Source organism: Halorarum sp. SLYT50 (genome assembly GCF_059821265.1).
Genome location: NZ_JCAMRW010000006.1, coordinates 95,285 through 111,122, shown reverse-complemented (window position 1 = coordinate 111,122; position 15,838 = coordinate 95,285). Strand labels below are relative to the sequence as shown.

General features: G+C 58.3%; 15 protein-coding genes. 7 read left to right on the top strand and 8 right to left on the bottom strand.

The window, feature by feature from the left end; translation table 11 throughout:
- Nucleotides 1-28 precede the first annotated feature (28 nt).
- Both AC6RUA_RS20230 and gdhB read left to right on the top strand, forming a co-directional pair.
- Nucleotides 29-172, top strand: coding sequence for a rubrerythrin-like domain-containing protein (locus AC6RUA_RS20230; RefSeq protein ID WP_499816269.1), 144 nt, complete (start codon nucleotides 29-31; stop codon nucleotides 170-172).
- A 2-nt stretch (nucleotides 173-174) separates the two neighbouring features.
- Nucleotides 175-1,476, top strand: coding sequence for a glutamate dehydrogenase GdhB (gene gdhB / locus AC6RUA_RS20225; RefSeq protein WP_499816416.1), 1,302 nt, complete (start codon nucleotides 175-177; stop codon nucleotides 1,474-1,476).
- A gap of 523 nt (nucleotides 1,477-1,999) precedes the next feature.
- Here gdhB and AC6RUA_RS20220 read toward each other — a convergent pair.
- Complete coding sequence (locus AC6RUA_RS20220; RefSeq protein WP_135830749.1) at nucleotides 2,000-3,445, bottom strand: amidase; 1,446 nt, start codon at nucleotides 3,443-3,445, stop codon at nucleotides 2,000-2,002.
- A gap of 109 nt (nucleotides 3,446-3,554) precedes the next feature.
- On the opposite strand from AC6RUA_RS20220, the gene AC6RUA_RS20215 reads away from it, so the two are divergent.
- Together AC6RUA_RS20215 and AC6RUA_RS20210 are read left to right on the top strand one after the other, a co-directional pair.
- Entirely contained in the window at nucleotides 3,555-4,406 is an 852-nt protein-coding gene (locus AC6RUA_RS20215) for a sulfite exporter TauE/SafE family protein (protein WP_135822956.1), read from the top strand.
- 1 nt (nucleotide 4,407) lies between these two features.
- Complete coding sequence (locus tag AC6RUA_RS20210) at nucleotides 4,408-6,843, top strand: heavy metal translocating P-type ATPase (protein ID WP_499816268.1); 2,436 nt, start codon at nucleotides 4,408-4,410, stop codon at nucleotides 6,841-6,843.
- A gap of 90 nt (nucleotides 6,844-6,933) precedes the next feature.
- On the opposite strand, the gene AC6RUA_RS20205 is transcribed toward AC6RUA_RS20210, so the two are convergent.
- Entirely contained in the window at nucleotides 6,934-7,908 is a 975-nt protein-coding gene (locus AC6RUA_RS20205) for a deoxyhypusine synthase (RefSeq protein WP_135806861.1), read from the bottom strand.
- A gap of 91 nt (nucleotides 7,909-7,999) precedes the next feature.
- Between AC6RUA_RS20205 and AC6RUA_RS20200 the strand changes: the two genes are divergently transcribed.
- A complete protein-coding gene (locus AC6RUA_RS20200; RefSeq protein WP_135806860.1) occupies nucleotides 8,000-8,737 on the top strand; it encodes a uroporphyrinogen-III synthase in 738 nt (245 codons plus the stop codon).
- Nucleotides 8,738-8,776: 39 nt separating this feature from the next.
- On the opposite strand, the gene AC6RUA_RS20195 is transcribed toward AC6RUA_RS20200, so the two are convergent.
- Together AC6RUA_RS20195 and AC6RUA_RS20190 are read right to left on the bottom strand one after the other, a co-directional pair.
- Nucleotides 8,777-9,943 (bottom strand): MFS transporter, encoded by a 1,167-nt coding sequence (locus AC6RUA_RS20195; RefSeq protein WP_135806859.1) that lies wholly within the window; start codon nucleotides 9,941-9,943, stop codon nucleotides 8,777-8,779.
- A 170-nt stretch (nucleotides 9,944-10,113) separates the two neighbouring features.
- Nucleotides 10,114-11,037, bottom strand: a complete 924-nt coding sequence (locus AC6RUA_RS20190) for an NADP-dependent oxidoreductase (RefSeq protein ID WP_237560641.1) — start codon at nucleotides 11,035-11,037, stop codon at nucleotides 10,114-10,116.
- A 286-nt stretch (nucleotides 11,038-11,323) separates the two neighbouring features.
- Here AC6RUA_RS20190 and AC6RUA_RS20185 point away from each other — a divergent pair, with 286 nt between their 5' ends.
- Nucleotides 11,324-11,746 carry a nucleoside deaminase gene (locus AC6RUA_RS20185; protein WP_499816267.1) on the top strand — a complete coding sequence of 141 codons (423 nt, stop codon included), beginning with the start codon at nucleotides 11,324-11,326 and terminating at the stop codon, nucleotides 11,744-11,746.
- Nucleotides 11,747-11,774: 28 nt separating this feature from the next.
- On the opposite strand, the gene AC6RUA_RS20180 is transcribed toward AC6RUA_RS20185, so the two are convergent.
- Nucleotides 11,775-12,098 (bottom strand): DMT family transporter, encoded by a 324-nt coding sequence (locus AC6RUA_RS20180; RefSeq protein WP_114579067.1) that lies wholly within the window; start codon nucleotides 12,096-12,098, stop codon nucleotides 11,775-11,777.
- A gap of 290 nt (nucleotides 12,099-12,388) precedes the next feature.
- Between AC6RUA_RS20180 and AC6RUA_RS20175 the strand changes: the two genes are divergently transcribed.
- The gene (locus AC6RUA_RS20175) at nucleotides 12,389-12,823 is read left to right on the top strand and encodes a DUF488 domain-containing protein (RefSeq protein ID WP_135822951.1); all 435 of its coding nucleotides are present in this window, start codon (nucleotides 12,389-12,391) and stop codon (nucleotides 12,821-12,823) included.
- Nucleotides 12,824-12,884: 61 nt separating this feature from the next.
- Here AC6RUA_RS20175 and ddh read toward each other — a convergent pair whose 3' ends face one another.
- From ddh to AC6RUA_RS20160, 3 genes are all read right to left on the bottom strand, one after another.
- Entirely contained in the window at nucleotides 12,885-13,820 is a 936-nt protein-coding gene (ddh, locus tag AC6RUA_RS20170; RefSeq protein ID WP_499816266.1) for a D-2-hydroxyacid dehydrogenase, read from the bottom strand.
- 276 nt (nucleotides 13,821-14,096) lie between these two features.
- Nucleotides 14,097-14,465, bottom strand: a complete 369-nt coding sequence (locus AC6RUA_RS20165; RefSeq protein ID WP_499816265.1) for a hypothetical protein — start codon at nucleotides 14,463-14,465, stop codon at nucleotides 14,097-14,099.
- 174 nt (nucleotides 14,466-14,639) lie between these two features.
- On the bottom strand, nucleotides 14,640-15,803 hold the full coding sequence (locus AC6RUA_RS20160) for a hypothetical protein (protein WP_499816264.1): 1,164 nt from the start codon (nucleotides 15,801-15,803) through the stop codon (nucleotides 14,640-14,642).
- Nucleotides 15,804-15,838: the final 35 nt, after the last annotated feature.

Genomic DNA, 15,838 nt, shown 5'->3' with positions numbered 1-15,838 from the left:
TCCACCTGGCGGCACTCGTGAACTCACAATGAGAGATGTCGACCCTGAATCAGACGAAGAAACCCCCTACGAGTGCTTCGAGTGTGGCAATATCATCATCGCGGAGGATAGTCCCGGCCAGTGTCCCGACTGTAGCGGCCCGATGCGAAACCGGCGAATGCCGCTCGAATGACCATGGCATCGAAATCTGATAGTACCCGCGACGAGTCAGATGACGAGGCGGCAGATTCGACCGAACCCGAATCGGCGCTCGAAACCGCCCGCCGCCAGCTGTACCACGCTGCTAACTACCTCGATATCGACCAGAACATCGTTGAACGGCTCAAATATCCCAAAAAGGTCCACGAGGTGACGATCCCCATCGAACGGGACGACGGCACGGTCGAGGTGTTCACGGGCTACCGCGCGCAGCACGACAGCGTCAGAGGGCCATACAAGGGCGGGTTGCGATACCACCCCGACGTGACCAGAGACGAGTGTGTTGGCCTCGGCATGTGGATGACCTGGAAATGCGCCGTCATGGACCTCCCGTTCGGCGGAGCCAAGGGTGGTGTCGCGGTCAACCCGAAGGAGCTGAGTCCGGAAGAGAAGGAGCGGCTCACCCGTCGGTTCACACAAGAAATTCGCGACGTTATCGGGCCCAACCAAGATATCCCCGCTCCGGATATGGGGACGGATCCGCAGACGATGGCGTGGTTGATGGACGCGTACTCGATGCAGGAAGGCGAGACAACACCGGGCGTCGTCACCGGAAAACCGCCAGTGGTCGGCGGCAGCGAAGGGCGTGAAGAAGCCCCCGGACGGAGCGTTGCGATCATCACACAGTTGGTCTGCGAGTACTACGACCAGCCGCTCGATGAGACCACTGTGGCAGTTCAGGGGTACGGGAGCGTCGGAGCGAATGCGGCCCGACTCCTCGACAAGTGGGGCGCGACCATCGTCGCGATCAGCGATGTGAATGGAGCGATGTACGAGCCGGACGGAATCGATACAGCTTCAGTTCCGTCCCACGACGAAGAGCCGGAAGCCGTCACCACGTACGCGGACACCGTGATTTCGAACGAGGAGCTTCTCACCCTCGACGTCGATGTCCTCATTCCGGCCGCCCTGGGGAACGTGATCACGAAAGAGAACGCGGAAGCAATCGCCGCCGATCTCGTCGTCGAGGGCGCGAACGGCCCGACGACGTCTACGGCTGATTCGATTCTCGCCGACCGGGATGTCGCCGTGATTCCCGATATTCTCGCCAACGCAGGCGGTGTCACGGTGAGTTATTTCGAGTGGCTCCAGGACATTAATCGGCGAGCGTGGTCGCTCGAACGAGTCAACGATGAACTCGAAGCGGAGATGCAGGCTGCCTGGCGAGCAGTCAAAGACGAATACGAGAACCGCGACGTCACGTGGCGCGATGCTGCCTATATTGTCGCACTCTCACGAATCGCTGAAGCCCACGAGGCGCGGGGGCTCTGGCCGTAGGGAGATGGATCATCGACCATTCAGACGGATTCGACAGCCAACCACCCCGCTTGAACGAGGACTATTTCGACTGTATCAACTTGCTAGCCCCGGGGCTTTCCTCGTTACTATCTGCTTTGTTGGATACGTCGTCATCGGCTTTAGCTTATCCGTCGTCGGGATCTATGATCCAGCGTACTCCGTGATGGATTTCACTGACCCATTTTTCACGGGTTTGTCATTTCTGGCAGGATTCTTCATCAGTACGATGGCGGGAACGCTTGCTGTACTCACGCTCCTGCTTAGCCCCAACGATTCGAAGGCCAATTTCGTTGTCATTATGAGTTTCATCGCTCTTGGATTTGGGGCCGCTACTATGCGAGTCACATTTGGGGCTGTCCAAGTATATCTCGCTGATATAGTAAGCAGTCTTCTATAGGAATGAAAAATAATTTCGCACAATGAGAAAACCAGTTACTGTGTTTGATCTCGGGAACTGCTCAAGAGATTCAGACGCTGTGTCAGCCACCGATGACTGGTCAGTTCACCGTACAGGATACTGATCCATCCACGGTCGAACTCGTTCGAGTGCTGCAGCGACGCTCAGAATATCAGCTTCGGCAAATCGCCTGCCAATTATCTGTAACCCAACAGGGAGACCGTTGTCGGTAACCCCAGCAGGAACCGACGCTACAGGATGGCCAGTCATATTGAACACCCATGTCAACATCACGTCTGTCGGGACACCAATCACGGATTGACCGTTGATTTCCGTTGGATAGCCGTCGGTGAGATGCTTGCTGAACGGTGGGACGGTAAGAGTGGGTGTCACGAGAACGTCGTAGCCAGTCAGCGCGTCCTGAATGCCATCGTATGCATCAGTCCGTGGCGCGTTCTGTAATCGATTGTCGGCAGCGTCGGTCTCTGTTCCTAATGCGATCGTCGATCGAACCGTGTCTTCGACATCTGCCGTCTCGAAGTCGATGCCGTACCGGTCTTCGATTCGTTGAGCGAATGCACTGAAGAAGACGCCAACCTGCGTGACGTACGCCATCGAGAGCTCTTCATACGACGGGAGCGAGACGTCCACAGTATCGACTGTCGCACCGCCGGCCGCTAGGTCCGTGACGGCAGCATCAACTGTTTCACGCACCGTCGATGCAACTGGTTGTAAATCCAGATTCGGACTGTACGCAACCGATAGCTCAGTAGTCGGCCGATTAGTGGCCTCGACGTATTCCGTCTCTGGACGGGGCACACTAAATGGGTCTCGGTCGTCATAGCCTGCGAGGACATCGAGTAAGAGAGCTGTGTCCTCAACTGTTCGTGCCATCGGCCCACCCACAAAAAACGGAGAGTGGGTGCCGAATCCGTCGAATGGGATACGTTCGGGAACGAGCCCGAACGTCGGTTTCAGCCCGATGACGTTACAACAGGAGGCTGGGACCCGGAGCGAGCCACCGATATCCGACCCGATGGCAAGCGGTATGGCACCCGCCGCAAGCGCCGCTGCCGAGCCGCCAGATGAGCCGCCCGCAGAATGATCGGAGTCGAACGGGGTCGGAGTCGCACCAACGAACCGATTCTCTGTCTTAATAGTGTGACCGAGTGCCGGTGTGTTAGTCGTACCGACGATGACGGCACCGGCAGCTTCCAGCCGCTCGACTGTGATGGAATCCTCGTCGGCCACGTTATCGGCCAATGGAGCGAGTCCCATCGTATTCTTGACACCCTCTTTCCGGCTCCGAAGATCTTTGATTGCGACTGGCACACCGTGGAGTGGGCCGAGGTCTTCTCCACGGGCCGCTGCAGCGTCGGCCGCGTGAGCACGCTCCCGTGCCGATTTCTCAGTGATCGTGATGAACGCGTTCAAATCATCGATTGCTCCGATACGCTCTAGGGTTGACTCGAGGAGGGTTAGCGCAGACACACATCCAGTACGGGCTTCAGACGCAAGTTCCCGTGCCGATCGCTGCATGAATTCGGGCATATCTAATGAACATTCGGGCTGTGTGTTCCTATTTATTCTCATCAGTGACCTTCGAAGTCACGGCCCGAACCGAAACCAACTACACAGGACGGGTGGTATACTCTAATCTATGCTGGCTTTGCCAGCCGTGAGTATGATCTCGGCAGTCCTAGTACAACTGAGTGAGATCGGCATCGCGAGTGGCTACGGACTGGTGGTGTTTTTTCTGATTGGCCTCCTCGGCGGTGCACACTGTATTGGAATGTGCGGCCCGCTTGTTGCAACCTACGCCGAGCGTATGGAAACCGACGACCGCTGGTCTGGCGCACTCACTCTCTATGAAGTGCGACAGCACACGCTGTTCAACCTCGGCCGGACGATGAGCTACGCCCTCATCGGGGCTGTCTTCGGGGCTGCTGGCGCGCTGCTCTATGGGACGATCGGGCTCGCCGGGATTCTCGGGCCAGTCCAGGGTGTCGTCGGCATCTGCATCGGCGTGGCAATCCTCGGGATGGGAATCACCCGATTGGCCGGCTACCAACAAGGAGCCGTCGAAGGTGTGATTGCCGATACTGGTATCGGATCAATATTCGCGCGAACTTACACAGTGATCTCGACACGGATCGACCGCTGGGTCAACGGCATCGGCATCGTCGGGCTTGGCGCGCTTCATGGATTGTTGCCGTGTATGCTGCTCTATCCCGCATTCCTGTATGCGTTCGCACAGGGCTCGCCTGTATATGGTCTCCTCTCGCTCGCCGCGCTTGGGCTCGGGACGATTCCTAGCGTGTTCCTCTACGGAACGGTGATCCAGTCAGTGAGCGCCCGCCAGCGACAGGTGGTCCACTATGGACTCGGTGTGTTGTTCATTGGGCTCGGATACGTCCTGTTAGCGATGGGGCTCATGCGGTTTGGCGTCGTGCTCCCGTTGCCCGACATCCCGTACTATCAACCGATCTCCGGCTCGGAGGCGGTTGCGTAACATGTCCACCTGCACACTCTGTGACCTCCCTATCGAAGACCCAATCATCGACAAGGCCATCGACGGCGAGTTCTGCTGTCGGGGCTGTCTAGAGGTCGCACGCCTGGTTGACAACGGTGAGGACGTTGACCTCTCCATTACGGCCGTCCGTGACCGTGTCGCGGCCGAGGATTCCCAACCCGATGTCCCCGAGGGCGCCGAAACGGCCTACCTCTCGATCGACGGTATGCACTGTCAGACCTGCGAAGGATTCATCGAACTCCTTGCCGAGGAAGAGGACGGTGTTCACGAGGCGCGTGCGAGCTACGCCACTGAAATGGCGCAGGTGGTGTACGATCCTGCCCAGATCGACCGTAACGCGATCTCCGCTGCACTCAGTCGACTGGGCTATCAGGCCCACGGTCCCGACGAGGAAAACGACTCGCTGCGTTCGCGTGTCGAGTTCGGAAAATACCGTGCAGTGCTCGCGGCGGTACTGATGATGCCCGTGTTGATTCTCTACATCCTGTTCATCTATCCGGTATACCTCGGCATCTATCCCGAGAACTTTCTCTACGGGAGTACCGTTGAGGCGATGGTGTTCGGGCCGCTAGCGGTCTGGAGCACACTCATCGTTATCGGGCTCGGATATCCGATCTTCCGTGGGGCCTATGTGAGCCTGAAAGTCGGTCGCCCGAACATGGACGTGTTGATCGCCATCGCGGTGCTCGCAGCGTACCTCTACTCGCTGGCCACCTACCTCACGGGCGGGCGCGATCCGTACTTCGACGTCGCAGTGATGGTGCTCGCGATCGTCACTATCGGAAACCATATTGAGTCACGGGTCAAACGCGCTGCACTCGGCAATCGCGCTGACCTCACTGATTCACGCGTCGATGACGCCCGCCGGCTCGACGACGACAGCGAGGCCACCGAAACCATCGACATTGAAGCGTGTGAGCCTGGCGATCACCTGTTAGTCAAACCTGGCGAACGGGTCCCAGTCGACGGCCAGATTGTCGACGGGACTGCCGCGATCGACGAGGCACTCGTCACAGGTGAATCTCTCCCGCAACGGAAATCTGTCGGGGACACTGTACTCGGCGGGTCGATCCCCACAGACAATGCGGTTGTCGTCGAAGTTGGTCCAGAAAACACCAGCACGATGGATCGCCTCGTCGAACTCCTCTGGAACGTCAAGAGTTCTGCGACGGGTGTCCAGCATATTGTCAACCGCTTTGCAGTACTGTTCGTTCCGTTCGTACTCGGGCTTGCCGTGCTAACTGCCACTGGCTGGTTCGTCCTCGGCAACGACCCGAATACAGCTATAATGGTCGGTGTCTCTGTGTTAGTGGTCTCGTGTCCGTGCTCGCTCGGGATCGCGACCCCGCTTGCTCTCGCGGCGGCCACCCGCGATGCCACCGATAATCGCATACTCGTTCTCAACGAGACAGTGCTCGAGCGGATCGACGACTCCGCGGTCGTCGTGTTCGACAAGACTGGGACGCTCACCACGGGGAAGATGGAGCTTGTGGACGTCGCTGGCGACGATCCTGACGAAGTGCTTGCGATGGCGGCCGCCGTCGAACGCCGGTCGAGCCACCCCATCGCCGCTGCGATCGACGATGCCGCCCCGCCGACCACACGCTCTGTGTCGCGTTTCGAGAGCGCCGACCGTACCGTGTCAGCCCTCGTCGACGATACCCGCGTGGTTATCGGCCATCCAGACTCCTTTGACGCCGACGAGTGGACGATACCTACAGAAATCGAGACAGCCGTCACGGACGCCTACGAATCGGGCAATCATCCGACGGCGATTGCCTGGGAGGGTGTCGTCCAGGGGATCGTCTCGGTCCGAGATACGCCGCGTGAGAACTGGGAACACGTGGTTTCCGATCTCACGGATGCGGACCGGGAAATCGTCGTGCTGACAGGCGACGACGAACGGATGACCGAAACATTTGCAAACCATCCAGCGATCGATCACGTATTTGCAGGCGTGCGCCCCGAGTCCAAGGAAGCGATCGTCCAGGGTCTCCGGGAGCGCGGGACGACGACAATGATCGGCGATGGAACGAACGACGCGCCCGCCCTCGCGAGCGCAGACCTCGGGATCGCGGTCTCGAGCGGCACCGATCTGGCGATCGAGGCGGCCGACGCGGTAGTACTGGACGACCGTCTCGACGCCGTTCCTGAGGTCTTCGAGCTGGCGAGTGAAACACGAGGCCGAATCAAACAGAACCTGCTCTGGGCGGCTGGCTACAACGCGATCGCGCTTCCACTGGCAATGACTGGCGTGATCACGCCGTTGATCGCCGCCGTTATGATGGCGGTCAGTAGTCTCATCGTCGTCTTCAACTCGAAGCGCCACCTGCTCTCGGCGAACGGTGATCAGGTGGCTGCAACCGACTCTAGCGAAGGCAACGATCAACTTGGATCTCCCGCACACTCGGACTGAACGGTTGACCGCCAAGCATCAACTGTAACCACCCTACTACGCTTTCTAGCTACAGTCTGCTACAGCGCCAGTTTAATCAGCAGATCGCACTCACTCGCTGAAAGCACCCGCTACAAGCAGTGGGAAGACGAGCGTTGCTTCTGCTTCAACCTGCGTGTAATTCGTCCGCTCATCGTCTTTGATCTTCCCCCACGATACTGCCTCGTTCGGGGGCGCTCCAGAGAGTGAGCCATCCCCTTCCATACCAGTCGAGATGTAGACGACGTAATCCGCCCCGCCACGGAACAGATTTGTCATAATCGCGTGGTGTTTCGGGACGCCCCCTCCAACTGCGATCAGACCTGTCGTGTCAGCAAGCATCCCGTCCTCGATAAGCGAGTCATAATCGTCGAGGATTTCGATGCCGACTTCCGAGTCGTATCCCTGTCTGTAATAGTAGAGAAAGTTCCCAACTTCGGCGTCCGTCAGCGCTGGACAGTACACGGGAACGTCGTTGTCCGCCGCTTGCTTCAGGACCGAATCGGGATCGTCGAGTGTCTCCCCTAACTCGCGGGCAAACGCCGTCGGCGTCCGGACCTTTTCGTCGGCGAAGAACTCCTCGAAGAAGTCGTACAGGTACTCCTCCAACCAGACGTATCGGTCGGAAGGAACAAAGAGATTCCCAAGACGGTTGATTCCCTGTTCTCGGAGCGCGGCCTCGTCCGCATCCCACTCTCCCATTTTGAACGGCTTCGCCGTTTTGATAACATCCTCCGCCAGCGATCCCGCGGTCGTGATAAGCACGTCGACGTACCCTTCACGAACGAGGTAGGCGACGACTTCACGCAATCCCGACGAAATGATATTCGACGTGCATGTGAGATAGATCGTGGCATCGGCGTCTTGCATTTGCTCGGCGATGTCGATGGCCTCTGCGAGTTGCGTCGCCTGAAAGCCCGTCGTTGCATACGCTTCCAGCATCTCCTGAAAATCGAATTCGCCACGGAAGTCGTAGCCCTGCACGTCTGGCGTGGTCAACTCTTCATCACTTCCGGGAACAACGTGGTCGTGAGACTCCTCGTCCATACCGGCAATTAGCAGGATGCCGGTTTGAATCGTTCGAGACTGGTCGCCGATTCTCGATACACACAAGTCCAGCATCGGCTAACTGTTCAATATGTCCCAGCCGACGGTGGCTGTTCTCCGACCCGACGACAGCCGTATCGTTGAGGCGGTCGAGTATCTCCAGTCACTCGATGTATCCCCGATTCCAGACCCGATGCTGGCAATCACACCGACCGGTCAGGTTCCCCAACATGCGGATTACTGTATCTTCACAAGCGAGACCGGTGTCGATCTAGCTGCGACAGCAGGATGGAAACAACGAGGAACCACTGTTTGTGCTGTCGGAGATCAGACTGCAACCGCATTATGCAATCGGGGCTATTCAGTCGATATCGTTCCATCGACGTTCACATCCACAGGACTCGTCGACGAGTTATCTACTGATGTCGAGGGCCAAACCGTTGAACTTGCTCGGAGTGCACACGGCAGCGAAGTACTTGTTGAAGGACTGGAAGCAGCTGGTGCAATTGTCAGCGAAACATCCTTATATCGCTTGGAACGACCGGAGACTGCGGGACAGTCGGTTTCACTTGCGGTAGACGGTAAGCTGGACGGTATACTGTTCACCTCGCCAAAGACGGTAGAGTACTTCGTTCAAATTGCGACTGAACGTGACGCTGTCGCTGCACTCCAACGCGAGCTAGAGGAGACGATTGTTGGAGCGATAGGAGCACCAACAAAACGTGCTGTCGACAAGCATGGGATCGCTGTCGATGTTATGCCGGATACAGTGGGTTTCACACAGCTTGCCGAGGTCACCGTACGTCGAATTCTGGATACCCACCAATGAACACATTCCGTCTCCAATCTGTTAGCTGACTTTGAGTGTTCACTGACGTCTCACCGTAAACCACGTTACTCCGATCAAGAAGGCAGCGGCACCAGACACTAACAGGGTTTGACGATAGCCGAACAGTGCTGCAGCCCCGACACTAAGCGGCGGACCGACCGTCGTGCCGAGTCTGAGAACACTCGTCCGAATACTCATAATGCTCCCGCGGAATTCGTCCGGTGCTCGTTCGTTGAGTGCCGTATCCGTAATCGGCTCTGCAAGTCCTTGACCAAGTCCGAATAGAAGGAGTGCACCAGCAACTACGTATATGGAGTCCGCGACGGCGACAATGACGAGTCCGATCCCGTAACTCACGAATCCGAGCGCGATCGATTGGAAGCTCGTGAGCGACCGAAGCACGCGATCACCTTGCATTGCTGTCGCTCCCATTGAAATTGCTGGTAATCCCACGAGAAGGCCGATACCGGCTGAAGAGAGCTGATATTCGTTGGCGAGTAGGAACGGAACGGCGGTGAGCTGCGCACCATAGAGGATGACAAAAATACCGAAGATTGCGAGATAGAGCACGACGAAGGGGGTCATCGATGTGGGCCCGGTGAGGAATGCACGGATACTCGAATTCGTATTGTTCTCGTCGCGCTGTGGCTCCTCGAGCAAGGTTATGCCGGGTACAGCGACGAGCAGCGCGAGGAGAAAACACGCGAAGGGCGCCGACCAAGCGACTGTCGCGAGCGCACCGCCGAGTAACGGATAGCCAGCAGCACCCACCGCGAGAATCGCCGCGTTGGTCCCAATTAGCACTCGTCGTTGTTCACCGGAATAGAGGTCGCCGAGGAGCGTGACCGTGAGCATCGCAATCGCACTACTCGCCGCCCCTTGGATGGCTCGCAGGACCAAGATCAGGGTGAAGTCGGAAATGAAGATGATACCGCCACCACTGAGTCCGAAGACAACGAGCGCCGGGATTAGAATCGGTTTTCGACCGATGCGGTCGGTTAGCAGTCCAATCGGGAGAGTGAGAAAGATTCCGGGGAGCGTGAACGCCGACAGCAAGAGGCTGGCCTGTGCCTCCGAAATGTTCCATGCCTCCTGGACCGCTGGGAGTACAGGGCTGATGAGTGAGACACCCATGACAGCGACGAGGGTACTCGCGAAAATCACGGCCGCTGCTGGCGAATTCCGGAGTTTCCGTATCCATTCCATCCGTTCTATTACTCTCTCGGTAAGTGCTCCCCGTAAGTCATCCGCTACAGGGCGGTGGCCACGCTAATCCGTGTTGGAGAAATAGTTCTAATTCTATTGTCACAAGAATTGGAGTGGGAGATCCACTCGATACTGACTGTGGATCTCAATTCAATGTACGACACGTCGAATCACGCTACGCTGAGAACGAGTTTCCCTTGTACGTGTTCTGTCTCACCTACTTCGTGTGCCTGAGCTGTATTTTCGAGTGGGAATTCGGCACTGATCGTGGGGCGCACTTCTCCGGCGTCAATCAGTTCGCTAATCGTTGTTAGGAGCGATGGGGAATTCGACCGCCCACTTACCACCTGTACATCAATGTCGTGGTTGGTGGTGAGCGCTCCGGATGGTTGTCCAACGACTGAAACGAGCACCCCCTTTTTCCTGAGCACGTCAACTGAGCGTGCTGGGGTTTCACCCCCGACTGTATCTACCACGATATCGACCTCATCAATCACTGACTCGAAGCGCTCCTCGCGGTAGTTCACGAACTCATCGACGCCTAACTCCCGGAGATAGTCTTCGCTGTATCCCGACGCTGTGGCGATTACGTCGGCCCCCTTCCATTTCGCCAGCTGGACGGCCATATGTCCGACACCACCTGCTGCACCGTGGATGAGAACTCGCTGGTCGGCCGTGCAATCAGCATACTCGAATAACGCTTGCCAAGCGGTCTGCGTGACGACCGGCACGCCAGCTGCCCCCTCGTGATCGAGCGATTTGGGCTTCGGGGCTAGTTGCTCGGCAGGTGTGGCCGAATACTCCGCATAGGAACCTAACTCCGGGAACCCATTGACACCGAACACTGCATCGCCCGTCTCAAATTCGGTAACTGACGCGCCGGTCTCCTCGACGACGCCTGAAACGTCCATCCCGAGAATGAGGGGAAACGGATTCTCGGGCAGCATCGACACCAGCTGCATTCCCTGACGAATCCGCCAGTCGACTGGGTTGACACCCGCTGCGTGAACCCGAACGAGCACGTCATCATCAAGCGGATCCGGACGGGGCGCATCCTCGTATCTGAGGACATCCGGCGAGCCGAACTCGTGCATGCGAACAGCCTTCATTCTATCCGTCACTTAGAATCATTCCTCGGTCGGTAGGTCCGCGTTGCAGACTCTTAACCACTCTACATCTAGAATACTGGAGGTCAGAGGGTAGGCTGGCAGCGGGGTGAAAAATCACCGTCATCACCTCCCGAAGGATAGACCAACCGACAGGGACCGTCACAGGCCAAACGAAGCCTGAGTCGCCGTTCCAACCAAGTACTTCACCCAGAGAGACTACCATACAGCTATGGCAGCTCCCAATTTCGACGAGTTCGACCACGACGCACATATGCGCGAGACCTTCGAGCTAGCGCGCGAGGCTACCGCTCGTGGCGACAAACCGTTCGGCACCGTACTCGTCCGCGACGATACTGTCATCATGAGCGATTCGAATCGCGAGAGTACGGAGGACGATATCCGCCGCCACCCCGAGCTCCATCTCGCGTATCGCGCGTGCCGAGAGTACGACGCCGATGAGCGCGCTGCGATGGTCATGTATACGAGCACCGAACCGTGTCCGATGTGTGCTGGCGGGATGGCGACAGCTGGGTTCGGTCGCGTCGCCTACAGTGTCGGGAGTGATGAAATCGCAGCGTTCACCGGGAGCGAGCCAACAGTTCGGTGCGCGGAAATTCTGGATGGCGTCAGCGATGTGGTCGGACCACTGTTGAACGAAGAAGGTCGTCAGGTCCACCAGGAGTACGGCTGGTAACCGCCGGACTCCGTTCGGTGAGTCGTCGTTAGTGGCCTCCAGAGACGAAGTGGAGGCCAACGATCCCGAAGACGATCACGGAGATGAAGAGGAGACGGGCACTCGTCGCCGGTTCGTCGAATAAGACGATGCCGAGCGTGGCAGTGCCAACGGCGCCGATCCCCGTCCAGACAGCATACGCGGTCCCGATCGGCAGGTTTTGTATCGCTTTCGCGAGTAATACCATACTGATGATGAGCGCGATGACTGTACCCGCTGTCGGGATTGGTTCTGAGAGGCCGTCAGAATACTCTAAGCCAATTGCCCAAGCGATCTCGAACAGGCCAGCTACAAAGAGCAAGATCCACGACATTCCCCTAGCTCTTGCTCACAAATCGGACTATAGCTTTCGATATCGACAGACAGCCGTTGATTCGATACCTGTTGGACGTGCCGTCTCTATTTGAACCGTACTCCGGCAGTAATGCGTCAATCCGCTGCCCGAATCGATGTCGGTCGTCCTACCCGCTGGACAGTCTCGACAGCATAACCCAGCCATATTCTCGCTCTGCGAACGATCACAAAACCCCCCAGCGGGCAGGGGCCATAGACATCCACCGGGAGGTTGACTACGCTGGGCGCCGAACGGCAAAGACAGAGATCGTGACCACCTCTGACCTCCTCGAGGACACGTACGTCGCAGCGCTACAGCATGATCTCGTAGACATCTCCCCGGAGGCTACGCTCGTGGGTGTGGTACGACGGCCCACTGGCTGGTTCAGAACGACGATCAACGAGAACTACCCGGCACTCGGTCCACCGCCAGACCTCCTGGACGAGTTCAAACAGCGCCACGAGGATTTCAAAATGCAGGGGATGTGTGACGAAGGCGCCCATAATGCTGCCTGGGACGAGGTCGGATTCGAAGACCGGTACCGAACACATCTCACCGAAGCAGCGGATGCTCAGGAGGCAGCCGGTGAACTCACGAACAGGCTTCGTGATGGTGAACACCTCGTCTTCGTCTGTTTCGAGAACACCGACCAGAAACGCTGTCACCGGACGCTGCTCAAGGAGCATATCACTGAACAGCTATAGTGGAAGTCTATCGTGTGCCTCTGTTCGATCTGTGCGATCCGCGTAATCCCAACCCACTCAGCTACACGGATCGATTGACGAGTTCCTCGCCGGCGTCGATGTGGGCGATGTTCTCCCGGACGAGATCCGCGACGTTCCGATAGTAGTCCTCAGTGAATCCTGCGCAGTGGGGAGTGATGAGAACCTCCTCGAACTCCCAAAGGGGGGACTCCTCGGGCAGCGGTTCCGCCTCGAAAACGTCGAGTGCAGCCCCACCGAGCGCCCCAGCTTCGAGAGCGTCGACGAGCGCCGCCTGGTCGACCACAGGGCCACGCGCGACGTTGATCAGAATCGCATCGTCACGCATCGCGGCGAATTCCTCGGTGGACATGAGATGGCGAGTCTCGTCGACGAGCGGAACCGCGAGCACGACAAACTTCGAATCCCGGATCGCCGTATGGAGGTCGTCCGGTGTGTAGACTGTTCGAACCCCGTCGAGAGGGTCACCGGAGCGACGGACGCCGACGACGTCGAGTCCGAGCGCGGTCGCCCGGTCCACGATTCCCCGTCCGAGCGTCCCTAACCCGACGATGCAACATCGCTCGTCTGCCAGCGTATATGCGTCGTCCCATGCAGGAGGCGACCACTTCCGCTGGGTCTGCGATTTCACGGCTGGCAGCAGTCGACGTGCAAACGAAAGCATGTATCCCGCGACGGTCTCGCCGACCGCCGGACCGTGGATGCCGCTGCTGTTCGTGAGGAGCACTCCGTGCTCGCGCAACTCGTCGAAGGGGAAGCGATCGACACCAGCCTGAATCGAGTGTATCCAGTCGACTTCCTCGAGGTAGCTCTCGTGATAAGCCATCGTGACGACGGCGTCGTACGGTTCGAGCGAGTCGGCGCCAGCATCGAGGATTGCTACGTCGACGATGTCAGTGAGGGCGTCTCGCAACTGTTCGGGGGGAAAGACGTCCGAGACGGACTCGTCGACTGCGATACTCGAGACTTCCATACTCATCGTGTTCGGTCGAACGGGTATTCAAGGGTCCGAAGCGTCCCGGACCAGGACGGGTACTACAACCCAAATCAGAGTCGTGACAGTCTCTATCTCTGCCTATTAGCGAGACTCATCAATACGTATCTTCAGCCACTATCGAGGCGTTGACTATCGAATAGGGGTTTCTCAAAGTACCCGAAGTAACAGCAGTCCCAACTCAGGCAGCACTACAGCTCCGTCGGAATGCTTGGAATGGATTCGCATCTCCTGGAAGAATGTCGCCGATGAGATGATTGGTCACGGATTCGTCGATGCACGCGTCTCGCGGACGAACTGGATCACAGCGGCGAGGAGGACGAGACAGATGACGATCATCGCGCCCTGTGAAACGGTCGCGATAACGGAGTCGACTGCCTCGCCGGTCAGCAACGCGATAATCGCTGGAACCCCTCGCATCGAGCCCAGTACGCCGAGCACCGCCAGGAGGCCGATTCCGTAGACAGCGAGCCGTTGCCGAGCCGGCTGCTGGCGACCCACGACGCCCAAGATGGCGATGACAACCCCGAAGATGGCAGGAATGAGCGCCGTAATACTCGCAAAGTCAGAAAGCACGTAGGCACCGACACCCAAGACGACGAGTACGATTCCGAGCACGATGCCCAGCATGAACGTGGACGGACTGGAATTCGCCATATACGAACTCCTGTGGGGGAGAGGCGTATAGGTTTCCACTCGTACCATCCCGCCTCACGACTCGCCGCTGTTCCGGGACGGACGTCAGCGGCAGTTCGCAGATGCTCGTTGTCAACCGTCGGAGAGGGGATTCAGTTGGTGCCGGAGTTAATCGGCTGGAGCGATCGACGCGGATTGTCCGGCCTCTTGTGCGGATTCGACGGAAAAGATCAGGCTCCCTGCAAACAGAATGACGCTCCCGATGATGAACAGGGTACTGACTGGGGAGGCGGAGTCGACAAACACCCAGTACAGCGGGGCGGCAATCGATGGTCCCGCCGCCAGCACCGCGATTTTGGCGACGAGTGGCCCACAACAGCCACATGTACACGACCCCACGATCGCAGCGCTTCCCGCAGTACCCTCCGTCAGCCCGGCACGTTCTTCGACTCGCCAGTGGCGGGCGATGAGCGCCGCATTCAATCCGATTAGCGTGCTCAGCATTCCGACAACGATGAGTTGCGCGGGCGATATCGCTACGAAGAGGGGGATATGCGGGAGATAGACTTCGAGGACGGGCCACGTCACGAGCTGGTAAATCGCCGGTAGGACGACGACCACCCGCTCGTGAGGGAGGCTTTCCTCCGGGAAGAACGAGAGGTAGCCGGTGACAGACACGAAGAAAAGCGCCATGACGACCCCCACACCGATACCGAAGCGCCGGACAACCGGATCTTGCAAAATCCTGCGTAGAACGCTTCCAGCGTCCGTCCAGACGACGTAGCCGACGAGGACTGGCGTTCCCAAGACGATCGCATAGCCGAGTGGGTGCGAGTCGCTGGCTGGCCCGGGGATGAGGTAGGGGTACGTGATCCACAACCCCATGAGGATGCCGAGGAAGGTATACCGTGGCCGGGTCGGCCAGCGAAGCCAACCGACGACCACACTCACCAGCATGATCATGAAGCCGACTGAGACTGACAGAAGTGGATACCACGATCGCGGAAATGGCATCGGACGCGCCGTGTACGTGTGATCCGGTGACAGCCCCTCGAAAAGGACGGCACCGAGCGCAGTCGCGGTGACGCCAACGAAGATGCCATAGAGGGCGACCGTCGGCGAGATGTGGTTCGTTCGTTTGAGTACGCTGGCTCCGCCGAGCAGTCCGACGCCAACGAGGGCGAGAACGATACCATGGCCCTGAGAGAGGCCGCCAGTCGCCGTCGACCCATGGGCGGATACTGTAGGAACCTGCGTAAGTCCGACGAGAACGCAGAGCAGAACGGAGAGCGGCCGACGAGAGCCACGAATCGGGGACCGTTCTGGAGCCATTATCAAATCTTAGCCGAGGAACCACTTCTACCTGG